This window comes from Microbacterium sp. A93 (genome assembly GCF_051842835.1).
The window spans coordinates 180,059-195,302 of record NZ_JBPXMT010000008.1 but is presented as its reverse complement, the minus strand read 5'-3'; the positions used below and the strand labels follow the sequence as shown (position 1 = coordinate 195,302).

Sequence of the window (15,244 nt, the reverse complement as noted above, 5' to 3'; positions counted from 1 at the left end):
CTACCGTGATGTCACGGTACTGCTGAGTCAGCCGATTGTGCCGAGTGCGGTGCGCGGACCAGCGGTGCGGTCACGTCCGCGACTTCGCGCACCCGGCCGGTGTGCCCCCGCTGTCGGGGCGGCCAGCGGCACTAGTCTCGGAGACAGACACGGCGAACCACGCGCGAGCAGAAGGCAGGACGATGGCTGGCAAGGACTTCCCCCACGACGGAGCAGACGAACCCCTGGGCGGCACCCGGGACGCAGACCGTCGCGCCGAGACCAGCGAGGCCAGCGAGGCCAGCGAGGCCAGCGAATTCGAGAGTGGCCTAGACTACGGTGCCTTCATCGACGAGGACGACACCGACGTGGACGAGCCCGGCGTGGACGCGTCGGCACCCACCCAGGCCACGGATGAGATCCCGGAATCGGTGGGTTCGCACCGCACCGGACCCACCGTGGACCCCGTGACCTCGGATGCCCTGGACGGCACCGACGACACCCACGGCACCGACGGCGCCCACGGCAGCGATCACCACGATGCCCAGGCCACCGAGTCCATCGACCGCGCCGAGTTCGGCGGCGATGACGGCACCCAGTCCACCCAGTCCATCGACCGCGCCGAGCTGGACGCTTGGGCCGCCGGAGACGCCGCCGCTGCCGGGGACCGCACCGCTGCCCAGGACCGCCCGGCAGCCCGGGCCCGAGGGGAGCGGGTTGGCACCGAGCCGGCGGCCGTCACCGCCACGGCCACACCGGATCAGCAGACGCCGGATGACGGCCCCGCCACCCTGTGGGAGCCCGGCCCGGCCGCCGCGACCGGCGCAGCCGTTGGAGCGGGTGCTGGGATGGGTGCCGGAGTCGGCGCCGCGGGAGCCGGCGCCGGACCGGACGACTACCGGGGCTTCTCCACCGGCGCCCAGACCGGGGACGCCGAGGACCGTCGTCGGGACCTGCGTGATGCCGAGGCGCGTGCCCTGGCCCGCGACGAGGCACTGGAAGGCCCCTCAGCCGGGCCCAAGGTGATGCAGGTACTGCTGGCGGTGTTCTTCCCGATCGTCGTGCTGATCGCCGCCGTGCGGGCCGTGGCCTCACCGGTCTTCCTGTGGATCGAGTACCACCGCCCCGGCTTCCCGGCCGATGAACTCGGATTCACCACCGAGGACCGGCTGACCTATGGCTCGGCGGGCATGGACTACCTGTTCAACGCCGCCCCGGTCCGGTATCTGTCCGATCTGCAGCACCAGGGCAACCAGCTGTTCACGGACACCGAGGTCTCCCACATGGCGGACGTCAAGCTCGTCATGCTCATCACGATGGCAGTGGGGGTGCTGTTGGCCCTGGTGTGCATCGTGTTCATGGTGGCCCTGGCCCGCACCGCCAAGGGCGGCATCCGCCGCTCGCTGTTCGCCGGCTCCCTGTGGATGCTCGTGGTGCTGATCGCCGTGGCCGTGCTGGCGGTGCTGGGCTGGGAGACGTTCTTCGCGGGCTTCCACAGCCTGTTCTTCGCGGACGGCACCTGGACCTTCCAGGCCACTGATGCCCTGATCCGGCTCTACCCGAACCAGTTCTGGATGGACGCGGGGATCGGCATCGCGGCACTGACGCTGGTGACGCTGATCGTCACCCTGGTCTGCACCTGGCCAACGCGCCGGCGCCGGCAGGACTCCCGGCTGGCCCAGGCGGACCTCATCCGCCGCCGCAACGACTGGTACGACGTCCAGGACGCCTGAGCCCCACAACCTGAACCCCACAACCTGAACCCCACAACACGAGAGCGGTAACTGTCGACTCCACCGGTGAGTCTCGACAGTTACCGCTCTCGTGTTCGGTTATTCGGTTGTTCGGCTGTTCGGTGAGGGTCTACTTGCGGTACAACCCCTCGATGGACTCCGCGAAGTCCTGGATGACCGCCTTACGCTGCAACTTCTGAGAGGGCGTCACGTGTCCGGACTCCTCGGTGAGTTCGGTGTCCAGGATGGTGAACCTGCGGATGGACTCGGCCTGGGAGACGGACTCATTGGCCAGGTCCACGGCCTGCTGCACGGCGGCGCGCACCCGCTCGTCGCGGCTCGCCTGGGACAGTGACATCTCGCCGATCCCGGCCGCCTCGGACCACTGGGCCAGCCCGTCCGGATCCAAGGAGACGAGCGCACCCACGAAGGGGCGGCCCTCGCCGACCACCACCACCTGGGCCACCACGCCGGCGGACCGGACGGCCTCCTCGAGCGGGGTCGGATAGACGTTCTTGCCGCCGGCGGTGACGATGATCTCCTTCTTCCGTCCGGTGACGTAGAGGAACCCGTCATCATCCAGCCGGCCGATGTCCCCGGTGCGGAAGAACCCCTGCTCGTCGAAGGACGCCGCACTGGCCTCCGGCTGGCCGTGGTAGCCGTCGAAGACGATGGTGCCGCGGATCAGGATCTCCTGGTCCTCGGCGATCCGCACGGTGCTGCCCGGCACCGGCAGGCCCACGGAGCCCACCCGGGTGTGGCCCGGGATGTTCAGGGTGACGGGGGCGGTGGACTCGGTCAGGCCGTAGCCCTCCTGCATCCCCAGCCCCGCGCCGCGGAAGAAGTGGGCCAGCTCCGGGTTCAGGGCGCTCGCCCCGGAGACGGTGTACTTCGCGGCACCGCCGAGGATCGTGCGGATCTTCGGGTAGACCAGCCGGTCGAAGAGGGCGTGCCGTGCCTTCAGCAGCGCGCCGGGGCCGGATCCCTCGCCGCGGTCGGCGGCGTCCAAGGCCTCGGAGTACGCGATCGCGGTGGACCGGGCGGCCGTGAAGATCCTCTCGGTGCCACCCGAGCGGGCGGCGGCGGCAGCGCCGGCGTCGAGCTTCTCGAACACCCGCGGTACGGCGAGCAGCCAGGTGGGGTGGAAGGAGGCCAGGTCCGCGGTCAGCGTCTTCAGGTCCGAGGCGTGGGCGATCTGGATGCCGCCCACCAGGCAGATGTACTGCACCGCGTGGGCGAGCACGTGGGCCAGCGGCAGGAACATCAGGGTGCGCTGCTCGCCGCCGCCGACGATCTCGCGGGCGAAGGGCAGGATGTTGACCGCCCCCACGGCGAAGTTCGCGTGCGTGATCCGGGCGCCCTTGGGCTTGCCGGTGGTGCCGGAGGTGTACACCAGGGAGGCGACGTCGGCCAGCGAGTTCGTGGTGCGGGCCGCCTCGAGCGCCTCGTCCGTGACGTCCCGTCCGGCCCGGTCCAGCTCGGCCAGTCCGGAGGCGTCCAACGGGATGGAGGAGACCTCGAAGCCGCCCTGCTCGGCGGCGCGCGCCACGGCGGCGCGGTGGTTCTCGGCGGCGGTGAACACGAGCCGCGCCCCGGAGTCGGCGAGGATGTGTTCCACCTGGGAGGGGGAGGAGGTCTCATAGACCGGGACCGAGACGGCGCCGGCGAACCAGATGGCCTGGTCCATCACGGCCCACTCGTAGGAGGTCGGGGCCATGATGCCCACCATGGACCGCGGTGTCACCCCGAGGGCGATCAGCCCCTTGGCCGCGGAGCGCACCTGCGTCAGGAACGACGCGTAGGACACGTCCAGCCACCCACCGGATCCGTTGCGCACCGCGTAGGCGGGAGCGTGGGGGTGCTCGGCGGCCACGGCGAGGAACCGGTCCGTCGCGTTCGTCTCGGTGGGGAGGTCGGCTACCTGGTCCGTCTGGGCTTCCTGCATCATGCGACTCAGCCTATCGGGTGGGGTCCTGGGACGGACGTGACTCAGATCCAGCTGCTCATCCACATCCGGGCCCGCCACTGCTCATAGGGGATCATCTCCCCGGTCCACACGGGCATGAAGAACGCGCTCACGGCCACGGCCAGCACCACGAAGGCCAGGACCAGCACGGTGTTGCGGCGCCGGTTGGCCGGCCCGCCGAAGCGCATCAACGCCCCGAGGCACAGCGTGATCGCCAGGATCAGGAAGGGGGTGTAGGCGATCGTGTAGAAGAAGAACATGGTCCGCTCCGGCCAGAGGAACCACACGAGCTGGCCGGCGGCGTAGACGCCCAGGATCGCCCCGGCGCGCCAGTCCCGGCGGCCCAGCCAGATCAGCACGAGCGCGAGGATGGCCAGGAGGCCGGCCCACCAGATCACCGGGTTCGCCAGGTCGGTGACAGCCGCCGAGCAGGTGTCCACGGGGCAGCCGTTCGCGCCGTCCTCGTACCCCTTGTAGTAGAAGGACGTGGGCCGGCCCATGAACGGCCACGTCCACGGGTTGGAGGCATAGTCGTGCCCGGAGGCCAGTCCGGAGTGGAACTCGGTGGACTGCCGGTGGTAGTCGGCCAGGGAGCGGAGGGGGCCCGGGACCAGGTGCTGCCACCAGGACTCCGGGGGATGGGCCTGGTGCCACTGGCGGTTGTAGCCGGTGGCGGTCACGAGCCAACCGGTCCAGGTGGCCAGGTAGGTGGCTGCGCCCGCGCCGACCACGGCCACGAATGCGTACAGCCCGTCATGGGTGATCCCGGCCCGCAGCCAGTGGCGCACGCCGGCCACGCGCCGGGCCTGGGCGTCCCACAGCACCGTCATCAGCCCGAGGACGGCCATGAACGCCAGCCCGGAGAGCTTCACGCCGCAGGCGGCACCCAGCAGGATCCCGGCCACCAGGCGCCAGGGGCGCCAGCCCAGCCACGGCCCGTAGGACATGAACCACGACGGCGGCGCCCCACCATTCCGTGCGGCCGCGGCACCGATCCTCTGGGCGAGCCGGCGCCGCCCGTCCACGCGGTCCAGCAACAGGGCCCCGAAGGCGGCCAGGACGAAGAAGGAGAGGAAGATGTCCAGCAGCCCCGTGCGTGACATCACCAGGTGATGGCCTTCCACGGCCAGCAGCAGCCCGGCGACCCCGCCCAGGAACACCGAGCGGAACAGCCGTTGGGCGATCAGTGCGGTCAGCAGCACGGACAGGGTGCCGGCCACGGCGGCGGAGAACCGCCAACCGGTGCCGGTCTCCGCGCCGAACAGGGCCATCCCCAGGGCGATCAGCCACTTGCCCAGCGGTGGGTGCACCACGTACTCGGCTGTGTCCTGCGGTTGGGGGTTGCCGGCCACGAACTGTTCGTTGTGGTCGTCCGGCCAGTTCATCTCCACGCCCGACTGCAGCAGGGTGAAGGCGTCCTTGACGTAATAGGTCTCGTCGAAGATCAGCTGGTGCGGGTGGTCCAGGTTCAGCAGGCGCAGCAACCCGGCCAGCACCGTGACCGCCAGCGGGATGATCCAGCCCCAGCGCCCCGGGTGGAAGCGCCCGCCGAGCAGGCGCAGCCGCACCGCGACCTCCGTGTAGGCGTCTTCGGGGGTGCTCAGCCACCGGTTCGCCCGGGCCGGGGGAGCCGACTGCGCCGCGGGCACGGTGGAGGTGGACTGGAGCACCTTGCCATCGTACGTGGCGCCTGCGGTGGTGCGGTGGAGCCCACCGGGGCGGCCGGGCGGGATACTGGGGGCATGCGCCTCCTCCTGGTCCGCCACGGACAGATCCCCTCCAACATCACCTACCATCTCGACACCGATGAGCCGGGCCCGGGCCTGACCGGGCTGGGCCGGGAACAGGCCCTGGCCCTGCCGGAGACACTGGGCGGGGAGGGGATCGAGGCGATCTATGCGTCCACCCTGCTCCGCACGCAGCAGACGGCCGCACCGTTGGCCCGTGCGCTGGGTCTTGAGGTCCAGATCCGCCGCGACCTGCGGGAGATCCCCGCAGGGTCCCTGGAGATGGCGAATGACGAGACCTCCATCCAGACCTATCTCTCGGTGGTCCTCGGCTGGGCGGCTGATGCCCCTCAGCGCGTGGTGCCGGGAACCACGCAGGACGGCTACTCGGTGCTCCGCGCCTTCGACGAGGTCGTCGAGGAGATCGCCGGGACGGGGGTCGGGGTGGCGGCCATCATCAGCCACGGTTCGATGATCCGTGTCTGGGCCGCCTCCCGTGCCGAGAACATCACGCCCGATTTCGCGGCGCAGCACCCGCTCTCGAACACCGGTGCCGTCCTGATGACCGGCGAACCGGGCCGGTGGCGCGCCGAGCGCTGGCAGGAGCATGCACTGGGCGGCCCGGAGCTCACCGACGAACAGGCGGACGGTCCCGCCGCGGACACGGTGCAGCTCTGAGAACGAGCTGTGCTTGACTCGAGCCATGGCGGATGAACTGAACCACGGCGGGCAGATCGTGCTGGCGGCCACCCCGATCGGCAACCTCTCCGACGCCTCCCAGCGCCTCAAGGATCTGCTGGCGAGCGCGGACATCGTCGCCGCCGAGGACACCCGCCGCGCCCACCACCTGGCCCACGGACTGGGGGTGAAGATCACCGGAAAGGTGGTCAGCCACCATGAGCACAACGAGCGGGAGTCCACCACCGAGCTGCTGGCCGCGGCCCGGGACGGGGCCGTCGTCGCCGTGATGACCGATGCCGGGATGCCGCTGGTCTCGGACCCCGGCTACCGGCTCGTCTCCACCGCGGCGGCGGAGGGCGTGGAGGTGACCTGCGCGCCGGGGCCCAGCGCCGTGACCACCGCGCTCGCGCTGTCCGGCCTGCCCACGGACCGCTTCGCCTTCGAGGGGTTCCTGCCCCGCAAGGAGGGGGAACGGGCCCGGTTGCTGGGCGAGCTGGCCCGGGATGCCCGCACGCTGGTGTTCTTCGAGTCACCCCGCCGCGTGGAGACCTCGCTGACCTCGCTGCGGGAGGCCTTCGGGGCCGACCGTCCGGCCTGTGTGGCCCGCGAGCTGACCAAGCTGCACGAGGAGATCGCCCGCGGGCCCCTCGGAGACCTGGTGGAGTGGGCCGGCTCGAAGGAGATCAGGGGCGAGATCGTCATCGTCACCGGCGGCGCCACCGCCGCACCGGACACGGACACGGCCGGCCAGGTGGCCGACGTCGAGGTCCTGGTGGCCTCCGGCACCCGGCTCAAGGAGGCCGTCAACACGGTGGCCGCGGCCCGCGGGGTGCCCAAACGCGAACTCTACGAGGCGGTGCTGGCCGCCCGGGCCTGAGCCACCGGAGGAGCCGGAGGAGCCGCGGCGGAGGTATCGTGGCGCCATGGCCATCGCACGCTTTCCGAGCTTCGTCATCGACTGTCCCGACCCGCAGGCCCTCGCGGGATTCTACGGCGAGATCCTCGGCTGGGAGGTGCAGGGCACCACGGGGGAGCGGGACCAGTGGGTGGACCTGCAGCCCGCGGACGGGAGCCACTGCATCTCCTTCCAGCGGGTCGAGGACTACCGGGCACCGGACTGGCCCGGACAGGACCGTCCGCAGCAGATGCACCTGGATGTGCAGGTCCGGGACCTGGACGCGGGGGAGCGGGCCGTGCTCAAGCTCGGGGTCACGAAGACCGCGGACCAGCCGGGAGGCTCCTTCCGGGTCTTCCTCGACCCCTCCGGCCACCCCTTCTGCCTCTGCCGGGCCCAAGACTCGGAACGGACGCCGGAGGGCGCCTGACCCCGGAAGCAGTCGCACCGTGACCTGATCACGTCACGGGACGGCGCCGGCCAGTAGGCTGAGTACGATCGTGCCGGCCGTACGGCGCCCCTCCGCGCTGCCGCCGGCCCCACGAACCGACCGACCGGAAAGAGGCCATCCATGACCGGAACCACTGTGACCGCCGAACGCGAGCAGGAACTGCTGCAGTCCGTCCCCACCGGGCTGCTGATCAACGGACAGTGGCGCGACGCCTCCTCCGGCAAGACCCTGGACGTCCACGACCCGGCTACCGGCAAGGTCCTGGTCTCCATCCAGGACGGCAACTCCGACGACGCGATGGCCGCGCTGGACGCCGCAGCCGCCGTGCAGGCCGAGTGGGCGCTGACCGCCCCGCGTGAGCGTGCCGAGATCCTGCGCCGCGGCTTCGACCTAGTAACTGAGCGGGCCGAGGACTTCGCCCTGCTGATGACCCTGGAGATGGGCAAGCCGCTGGCCGAGTCCCGGGGTGAGGTCACCTACGGCGCCGAGTTCCTGCGCTGGTTCTCCGAGGAGACGGTGCGCCACTACGGGCGGTACTTCACCTCGCCCGAGGGCAAGAACAAGATGATCGTCACGCACAAGCCGGTGGGCCCGTCCCTGCTGATCACCCCGTGGAACTTCCCGCTGGCGATGGCCACCCGCAAGGTCGCCCCCGCCATCGCGGCCGGCTGCACCATGGTGCTCAAGCCGGCCAAGCTGACCCCGCTGACCTCCATGCTCTTCGCCCAGGTGATGCAGGAGGCCGGCCTGCCCGCGGGCGTGCTCAATGTCGTCGCCGGTTCCTCCGCCTCCGCCATCTCCGCTCCGCTGATGAAGGACTCCCGCCTGCGCAAGGTCTCCTTCACCGGCTCCACCCCGGTGGGCGTGCGCCTGATGAAGGACGCGGCCGAGAACGTGCTGCGCACCTCCATGGAGCTCGGCGGCAACGCGCCGTTCCTGGTGTTCGAGGACGCCGACCTGGATGCGGCCGTCGAGGGGGCCATGGCCGCCAAGATGCGCAACATGGGCGAGGCCTGCACCGCCGCCAACCGTTTCCTGGTCCACCAGGACGTCGCCGAGGAGTTCAAGGCCAAGTTCGCCGCCGCGTTGGGCAAGCTGAACCCGGCGCGTGGCACCGAGGCGGACTCCACCGTGGGGCCGATCATCGACTCCGGCGCCCGCGATGACATCCACCAGCTGGTGACGGATTCCGTGGCGGCCGGTGGCGAGATCGTCACCGGCGGCAAGCCGAAGGACGGGGACGGGTACTTCTACATCCCCACCCTGCTCTCGGTGGGCAACGACAACCCGATCCTCTCCCAGGAGATCTTCGGCCCGGTGGCCCCCGTGACCACCTTCGCCACGGAGGAGGAGGCCATCGAGCTGGCCAACGCCTCCCAGTACGGCCTGGCCTCGTACCTCTACACGAAGGACGTCAACAAGATGTTCCGCGTCTCGGAGCAGATCGAGTTCGGCCTGGTCGGCTTCAACGCGGGCGTCATCTCCAACGCCTCCGCCCCCTTCGGCGGCGTCAAGCAGTCCGGTCTGGGCCGCGAGGGTGGCGCCGAGGGCATCGAGGAGTACACCACGGTGCAGTACATCGGCATCGCCGACCCCTACGCCGCCAAGCGGTAGTCCCGCAGTACGGGCCTCCCGCCCGGGTCACACTGATCCTGCCGCACCACAGCGATGATGGCTGTGGAGCGGCAGGATCACTGTGTTTCTAGGTGACGGTCAGCGGCGGAGGGACTCCGGCACCAGGGACCGCGGGAACCACCGGGCACGACGCCGGACGGCCGGTTCCGCGTCTGCCTCCAGTGCCGCGAGGGTCGCCCGGACGGAGACGGCCAACTCCCGTGCGTCCGTCACCCGCGGTGCGTCCATCGGCCCCGGCGGCGGCCCCGTCCCCGCGGGGGCGTAACGGACCCGAAGCATCGCCTCCGCCAGGGCGGGGTGTGCTCCGAGACGGGCCGCGAAGACCTGTTCCGACTCGTGCGGGGCCCGGCCGATCCCCAGGTCCACGGCGGTGTCCTCCAACTCGTCCCAGAATCCGGGTGCGGCGTCCAACACTGATCTCGAGCTGGCGGCGGCTCCCGAATCAGTGGCCGGCCCAGCGCCAGCGGTGGACCCCGAACCCGCGGCGGACCCCGTCGCCAGCCGCCGGACCCGCCGGCGGTGCCGCAGCCAGGCCGGGAGCATCAGCATCAGCGCCACCAGCACCAGCACCCCGGCCACCGTGAGCACGGTGGTGATCGGCACTTCCGGGGCACCCGAGGTGCCGGAGCCGTCCTCGGCGCCCGGGCCGGCGTCGTGGGAGGGGGACTGCGCGTCCGCGGAGGAGGTGGGTGACGGGTCGGCGTCCGCACCCGCGGTGGGATCAGCGGCGGGGGTGGGGTCCGTCGTGGGGTCCTGCTGGGCGTAACTGGGAGTGCGGCCCACGGTCGGGGTGGGTTCGAAGGGGACCCAGCCGACCTCGTCGATGTACAGCTCCGGCCAGGAATGGGCACGGTCCGCGGTCACCCGGTGTTCGCCCGCGGTGGCTGCCACGGGGGCGTAGCCCACCACCACGCGCGCCGGGATATCCACGGACTGGGCCATCATCACCATGGCCGAGGCGAAGTGGATGCAGTACCCGGCGCCGGCGGCCAAGAACTGCTCGGTCAGCTCAAGCCCTGAGCCGTCATAGCCCTGCTCAGCGGGAGCCGTCTCCGAGTACGTGAAGTCATCGGAGATCAGATGGTCCTGGATCGCCACCGCCTGCTCCACGGGGTTGTCCATGCCGGCGGTGAGTTCCTCGGCGAGCTCCTGCACGCCGGAGCCCTCCAGCTCCGCGGCGGCGCCCCACCGGTTGAAGACCCCCTGCGGGGCGAGGGCACCGGCCCGGTCCGCCAGCTCCTCCATCCTCAGGTCCAGGGGGTAGATGGCGGCCTGGTAGGACACATCCACCGGCGTGGTCTCCTGGCGGTAGGCCGTGGAGGTGGCGGCGTCCACCTGCCAGCCCCACTCGCCGACCACCGGTTCCAGGGCCAGCGTCTGGTCCGGCAGGGGCGCCCAGTGCCCGCGCCAGCCCTCGAGGGTGATGGACACCAGGTCCCAGGGCGGATCGCCGGGGCCCGCGGCGCTGAGGTCGTCGGGGTTCAGGTGGGCCGCGGCCGGGTACAGCTCGGTGGTGGTCGGACCGCCGGCATACTGCGGCGGGTTCGCATCCCAGGGGGAGGCCATCACGTCATCCACCACGGCGGTGCGCAGGTAGCGGCCCTGCCCGTCCTCCGTCTGGTAGCTGATGCCCGCATAACCGCTCCCGCTGCGCAGTTGCTGGCCGAGGTCCGCCGCGGGATTCACGGGGCCGGCCCCCGGGCCCAGCACGATCCGTTGTCCCTCCGGCGCGGCCCCCGCGGTCAGGACCGGCAGTCCGGCCACGGCGGCGGACAGGGCCAGGAGCCCGACGGCGGCCGCGGCCACGGTGCCCAGGCCCGCCGTCCAGCCCGCTCGCCGGCGGGTGGTGGGGCCGATGCCCTGGCCGGGGTCGAGGGCCAGCAGTGCCAACCAGGCCGCCGCCGCCACCGCGAGCGCGGGCCAGGGCGCGGTAGCCGCCGTGAGGGCGGCCGCCCCGCCCAGCAGGGCCAGCGGGACCAACCCGGCGAGGGCGGGGGAGCGCAGGCCGGTGGCGACGGCATCCGTGACCAGGGCGGTGACGGCGAACAGCGCCCCGAGACCGGCCAGCAGCGGGTCTGTGGAGGCCACCGGGATGATGTCGGTCCAGATGCTCTCCCGCAGGTCGGTGGCGGATCCGGCCATCGCCTCGAGGGTGGCCCGCTGCGGCACGAGCCCGGCCATCAGGGTCTCCGGCCACCACTGCCGGCACCAGATCCACCCCGCGACCAGCAGGCCCGCCGCGAGGGGACGCAGCATCCGGGTGCCCAGGCTGCGTACCGCCGCGGCCACGGTGAGCCCGCCCAGGGCGGGCCAGGCGGCGGGGACCAGCCACCCGGCCAGCGGGTCCCGGAAGGCCGCGTCCAGGGAGACGGCGGTGGCCAGGACCATCACCGCCACCAGCAGTGCCGGCCACCAGAGCGTCCTGAGGCGGGAACGGGCGCTCCGTGCCGGTGGTGGAGCTGGGGCCCGGCTCACCGTCCCGGCTCCGCCACGAGCCAGCCTCCGGCCTCAAGCCGGGGTGCGGCGTCCTGGACTCCGGGGGCACCGAACAACACGGCGACCCGCTGCAGGTGGTGCGGCACGGTGGCCAACACCGGCAGGTCCCGGCCCACGGCGGCGCCGAGCAGCACGACGACGGCCGCAGCCTCGGCGGGCAGCGCCGCCGGCCACGTGGCCTCGCGCGGGGACGCCCCGAGCACGGCCGAGGCCAGGTGGGGGTCCAACGACTGCCCGTCCTGGTCCATCAGCAGCACCTGGTGCCCTGCGCCCTGGAGTCGCAGGCACAGTGCCGCGGCGGCCTGCACGGCCTGTTCGAATCCCGGTGAGGTGTGCCACGTCAGGCCGGGTCCGCCGGCCACCTCGTACCGGCCGGTGGCAAAGGACTCGGCCCGGCAGTCCAGGACCACCACGGCCCAGGGATCATGGGCCCATTCCTCCTGGCGCATCATCAGCCGGCCCGTCCGGGCGGTGGCGCCCCAGTGCACGCGGGTCAGGGAATCTCCGTCCCGGTGCTCGCGCACCAGCAGGTCATCCGGAGCGGCGTGGCTGCCGAGCAGGTCGGCGGCATCACGCTCACCGATCCCAACCCGCATCACCCGGTCGAGCTCATCGTCCTCCAGCGGTTCGGGCAGGACCTCGAGCCGTGACGTCCCCGCCACCTGGGCGTGCGCCGAGAACAGGCCGAAGGGCCCGTGCAACCGGACCAGGGCCGGCCCGAGGAGGTAGGCCCCGCGCGCCGGGGCCTGCCACCGGTACTCGTGACGGGGGGCCCTCACCGGCACCGGGCCATGGCCGGGCACGGCATCGACGAGACCCAGCGGCGGGGCCTGGTGGGTGCCTGTGGTGCCACTGGCGGCTGTGGCGCGTGTGGTGCGTGCAGGGCCGGAGGCCTCGAACGAGACGAGCACGGAGCCGCCTTCCTGGACCGTGCCCGGGGTGACGGTGCGCTGGACGTGGAGGCGGCGGGCCAGCACGGTCCGTGCGGCGAGCACCCCGGCGGAGGCACCCACGGTCACCGCCAGGAAGATCCCGAGGGCGATGGCCTCCCGCCGGCCCAGGGCCAGCCCGCCCAGCACCAGCACGGCGGCGGAGACCAGCAGGGCCAGGCCGCGGGCCGTGGGACGGAGGCCGGAGGGGGCCGGCCGCGGGCCGTCAGGGGCAGCCATGGGCTCTCACGGCCCGGCGGGAACGGGGACCGAGTGCAGGATCCGCTGGGTAACGGCATCCGCCTGGGCGGCCTCGTCCGTGGACCGGCGGCGCAGCATCAGCCGGTGGGGGAAGACCAGGGGCACCACGGCGGCCACGTCCTGCGGGGTGACGAAGGCGCGTCCGCTGATCGCCGCCTCCGCCTTGCCCGCCCGCAGCAGCTGTAGCAGGGAGCGGGGGCTTGCCCCGACGAGCACCTCGGGGTGTTCGCGGCTGGCCCGGCCCAGGTCCACCACGTAGCGGGCCACCGGCTCGGCGACGTGCACCTGCGCCACGGCCTCGATCATCCGCAGCACCTGCTCGGTGGTGGCGACCTGTTGCAGCTGGTTCACGGGGGCGGCGGAGGGCAGGGGGTTCTGGTGTGTGCGCAGCATCCGCAGCTCGGCATCGGCATCCGGGTATCCCATGGTGATGCGGGCCATGAACCGGTCCCGCTGGGCCTCCGGCAACGGATAGGTGCCCTCGGACTCCACGGGGTTCTGGGTGGCCACCACCATGAACGGTTCATCCAACCGGTGGGTGGTCCCGTCCACCGTCACCTGGTGTTCCTCCATGCATTCCAGCAACGCGGACTGCGTCTTGGCCGAGGCCCGGTTGATCTCGTCCCCGATGACCACGTTCGCGAACACCGCGCCGGGACGGAACTCGAAGGTGTGGCGGTCCTGGTTGAACACGGACACCCCGGTGACGTCCCCGGGCAACAGGTCCGGGGTGAACTGGATGCGTTTGACGGTGCCTCCCACGGTCCGCGCCAGGGCCCGTGCCAGCAGGGTCTTGCCCACGCCGGGCACGTCCTCCACCAGCAGGTGTCCGCCGGCCAGCAGGACCAGCAGGGTGGTGCGGACGGCTCCGTGCTTGCCGTCCACCACGGAGTCCATGGCGGCCAGCATGGATCGGGTGGTGGCGGTGAGACGTTCGCCGCCGGCCTCCCATGCTGCCTCTGCCGCATCTGCCTTATCTGCCTCATCGAGAACCTGCCTGGACGGTGACGGTTCCACGGATCCTCCTGCGATGGTGCGAGCCCCTCGGACGCCCAGCCTACTGGTAGGATGATCGGCGTTGCCCAGGCGAGGGAGCGTTCCGCTCCGTGATCGACAAGGCCGCCGTGACAGTTTCCGCGCAGATTCTGCTGGATTCCCACCACGGCGTTTTCTTAACGTTTCATTCCTGGAAGGCCCGCCGCCACCACCGTGGCCGCGGAAGAGTAGTACAGGAGGAACAACCCATGAGTGATCAGATCAAGATCCAGGTCGAGCGTCGCGAGGACTTCGGCAAGGGCGCATCCCGCCAGGCCCGCCGTGACGGCAAGATCCCCGCTGTGGTCTACGGGCACGGCGGCGATCCCGTGCACCTGCTGCTGCCGACCCAGCAGACCACCCTGGCCGTCCGTAACCCCAACGCCCTGCTGACCCTGGTCTCCAACGGCGAGGAGCACCTGGTGCTGCCGAAGGACATCCAGCGCAACTTCATCTCCCAGACCGTGGCCCACATCGACTTCATCACCGTCCGCAAGGGCGAGAAGGTCGTCGTGGACGTGTGGGTCCATGTGGAAGGCGAGGCCGCACCGGGCACCACCTTCAACCTCGAGGAGGCCTCCGTGCCGGTGCTGGCAGATGCCACGGCCCTGCCGGAGAGCGTCACCATCAACATCGAGGGCCGCGTGGCCGGTGAGCACGTCTACGCCAAGGACGTGCAGGTGCCTGCCGGCTCCATCATCGAGCTCGAGGACGACTACGTCATCGCCACCATCGCCGAGACCATCGAGCAGGACCTCGGCGAGGTCGAGGAGACCGAGGAGCCCGCAGTGGTGGGCGCCAAGGGCGGGGCTGCAGCCGAGGAAGACTCCGAGGGCTGATCCTCCCCGTGGCATCGCAGGATACGTGGCTTGTGGTCGGGCTCGGCAACCCCGGGCCCGACTATGCCCGTACCCGCCACAACATCGGCCAGATGGTCATCGACGAATTGGCCGAACGCTTCGGCACCCGCCTGTCCTCGCACAAGGCGGGCGCCGCCGTCGGGACCGCCCATGTGCGCCCCGGCGGCCCGAAGCTGCTGCTGGCCAAGCCGGCCAGCTACATGAACGTGTCAGGGCGCCCGGTGGGCGCCCTGGCGCGGTTCTACTCCGTGGATCCGGCGCACCTGATCGTGATCCATGATGAGCTCGATATCCCCTTCGACGCCCTGAAGCTGAAGATCGGCGGCTCCGAGGGCGGCCACAACGGGCTGAAGTCCATCTCCCAGGTGCTCGGCACCAAGGACTACCTGCGCGTGCGTGTGGGCGTCGGCCGGCCGCCGGGGCGTCAGGACGCCGCCGACTACGTGCTCAAACCCTTCGCCGCCGCCGAGCGCGAGTTGCTGCCCCTGCACCTGGACCGCGCGGCCGATGCCGTCGAGGCCCTCGCCGAGGGCACGCTGGAGCAGGCCCAGCAACGGTTCCACCCCGCCCCGACGCGCTGAGTCAGCGCACCCGGC

12 protein-coding genes are annotated in these 15,244 nt (G+C 71.4%); 7 read left to right on the top strand and 5 right to left on the bottom strand.

Annotated features, from left to right (window positions below):
- Positions 1 to 182 precede the first annotated feature (182 nt).
- Positions 183 to 1,712: a TIGR01906 family membrane protein gene (locus tag ACSU1G_RS20285; protein WP_439281807.1), complete on the top strand. Its 1,530-nt coding sequence runs from the start codon at positions 183 to 185 to the stop codon at positions 1,710 to 1,712.
- A gap of 130 nt (positions 1,713 to 1,842) precedes the next feature.
- Here the strand turns inward: ACSU1G_RS20285 and ACSU1G_RS20280 are convergent, their stop codons facing one another.
- Both ACSU1G_RS20280 and ACSU1G_RS20275 read right to left on the bottom strand, forming a co-directional pair.
- The gene (locus tag ACSU1G_RS20280) at positions 1,843 to 3,657 is read right to left on the bottom strand and encodes an AMP-dependent synthetase/ligase (RefSeq protein ID WP_439281999.1); all 1,815 of its coding nucleotides are present in this window, start codon (positions 3,655 to 3,657) and stop codon (positions 1,843 to 1,845) included.
- Between the two features lie 44 nt (positions 3,658 to 3,701).
- Positions 3,702 to 5,327, bottom strand: coding sequence for a dolichyl-phosphate-mannose--protein mannosyltransferase (locus ACSU1G_RS20275; RefSeq protein ID WP_439281998.1), 1,626 nt, complete (start codon positions 5,325 to 5,327; stop codon positions 3,702 to 3,704).
- Between the two features lie 93 nt (positions 5,328 to 5,420).
- Between ACSU1G_RS20275 and ACSU1G_RS20270 the strand changes: the two genes are divergently transcribed.
- The 4 genes from ACSU1G_RS20270 (at position 5,421) to ACSU1G_RS20255 (ending at position 9,046) form a co-directional block, all read left to right on the top strand.
- A complete protein-coding gene (locus tag ACSU1G_RS20270; protein ID WP_439281805.1) occupies positions 5,421 to 6,083 on the top strand; it encodes a histidine phosphatase family protein in 663 nt (220 codons plus the stop codon).
- 25 nt (positions 6,084 to 6,108) lie between these two features.
- Positions 6,109 to 6,963, top strand: coding sequence for a 16S rRNA (cytidine(1402)-2'-O)-methyltransferase (gene rsmI / locus ACSU1G_RS20265; protein ID WP_439281804.1), 855 nt, complete (start codon positions 6,109 to 6,111; stop codon positions 6,961 to 6,963).
- 46 nt (positions 6,964 to 7,009) lie between these two features.
- Positions 7,010 to 7,411, top strand: a complete 402-nt coding sequence (locus ACSU1G_RS20260; RefSeq protein WP_439281802.1) for a VOC family protein — start codon at positions 7,010 to 7,012, stop codon at positions 7,409 to 7,411.
- A 141-nt stretch (positions 7,412 to 7,552) separates the two neighbouring features.
- Positions 7,553 to 9,046, top strand: a complete 1,494-nt coding sequence (locus ACSU1G_RS20255; RefSeq protein WP_439281801.1) for an NAD-dependent succinate-semialdehyde dehydrogenase — start codon at positions 7,553 to 7,555, stop codon at positions 9,044 to 9,046.
- Between the two features lie 99 nt (positions 9,047 to 9,145).
- Here the strand turns inward: ACSU1G_RS20255 and ACSU1G_RS20250 are convergent, their stop codons facing one another.
- The 3 genes from ACSU1G_RS20250 to ACSU1G_RS20240 all read right to left on the bottom strand — a co-directional run bounded on the left by ACSU1G_RS20250 (position 9,146) and on the right by ACSU1G_RS20240 (position 13,770).
- Positions 9,146 to 11,455, bottom strand: coding sequence for a transglutaminase-like domain-containing protein (locus tag ACSU1G_RS20250; protein WP_439281800.1), 2,310 nt, complete (start codon positions 11,453 to 11,455; stop codon positions 9,146 to 9,148).
- Between the two features lie 83 nt (positions 11,456 to 11,538).
- Complete coding sequence (locus ACSU1G_RS20245; RefSeq protein WP_439281799.1) at positions 11,539 to 12,732, bottom strand: DUF58 domain-containing protein; 1,194 nt, start codon at positions 12,730 to 12,732, stop codon at positions 11,539 to 11,541.
- Positions 12,733 to 12,738: 6 nt separating this feature from the next.
- Positions 12,739 to 13,770: an AAA family ATPase gene (locus ACSU1G_RS20240; protein ID WP_439281798.1), complete on the bottom strand. Its 1,032-nt coding sequence runs from the start codon at positions 13,768 to 13,770 to the stop codon at positions 12,739 to 12,741.
- A gap of 227 nt (positions 13,771 to 13,997) precedes the next feature.
- On the opposite strand from ACSU1G_RS20240, the gene ACSU1G_RS20235 reads away from it, so the two are divergent.
- Positions 13,998 to 14,627 (top strand): 50S ribosomal protein L25/general stress protein Ctc, encoded by a 630-nt coding sequence (locus ACSU1G_RS20235; protein ID WP_439281797.1) that lies wholly within the window; start codon positions 13,998 to 14,000, stop codon positions 14,625 to 14,627.
- A gap of 8 nt (positions 14,628 to 14,635) precedes the next feature.
- Entirely contained in the window at positions 14,636 to 15,229 is a 594-nt protein-coding gene (pth, locus tag ACSU1G_RS20230) for an aminoacyl-tRNA hydrolase (protein WP_439281796.1), read from the top strand.
- Positions 15,230 to 15,244: the final 15 nt, after the last annotated feature.

Excerpts from the sequence above, each read along its gene's own strand:
- ACSU1G_RS20285 (WP_439281807.1), top strand. The coding sequence starts at position 183 with ATGGCTGGCAAGGACTTCCCCCACGACGGAGCAGACGAACCCCTGGGC.
- ACSU1G_RS20280 (WP_439281999.1), bottom strand. The coding sequence starts at position 3,657 with ATGCAGGAAGCCCAGACGGACCAGGTAGCCGACCTCCCCACCGAGACG.
- ACSU1G_RS20270 (WP_439281805.1), top strand. The coding sequence starts at position 5,421 with ATGCGCCTCCTCCTGGTCCGCCACGGACAGATCCCCTCCAACATCACC.
- rsmI (WP_439281804.1), top strand. The coding sequence starts at position 6,109 with ATGGCGGATGAACTGAACCACGGCGGGCAGATCGTGCTGGCGGCCACC.
- ACSU1G_RS20260 (WP_439281802.1), top strand. The coding sequence starts at position 7,010 with ATGGCCATCGCACGCTTTCCGAGCTTCGTCATCGACTGTCCCGACCCG.
- ACSU1G_RS20255 (WP_439281801.1), top strand. The coding sequence starts at position 7,553 with ATGACCGGAACCACTGTGACCGCCGAACGCGAGCAGGAACTGCTGCAG.
- ACSU1G_RS20250 (WP_439281800.1), bottom strand. The coding sequence starts at position 11,455 with ATGGTCCTGGCCACCGCCGTCTCCCTGGACGCGGCCTTCCGGGACCCG.
- ACSU1G_RS20245 (WP_439281799.1), bottom strand. The coding sequence starts at position 12,732 with ATGGCTGCCCCTGACGGCCCGCGGCCGGCCCCCTCCGGCCTCCGTCCC.
- ACSU1G_RS20235 (WP_439281797.1), top strand. The coding sequence starts at position 13,998 with ATGAGTGATCAGATCAAGATCCAGGTCGAGCGTCGCGAGGACTTCGGC.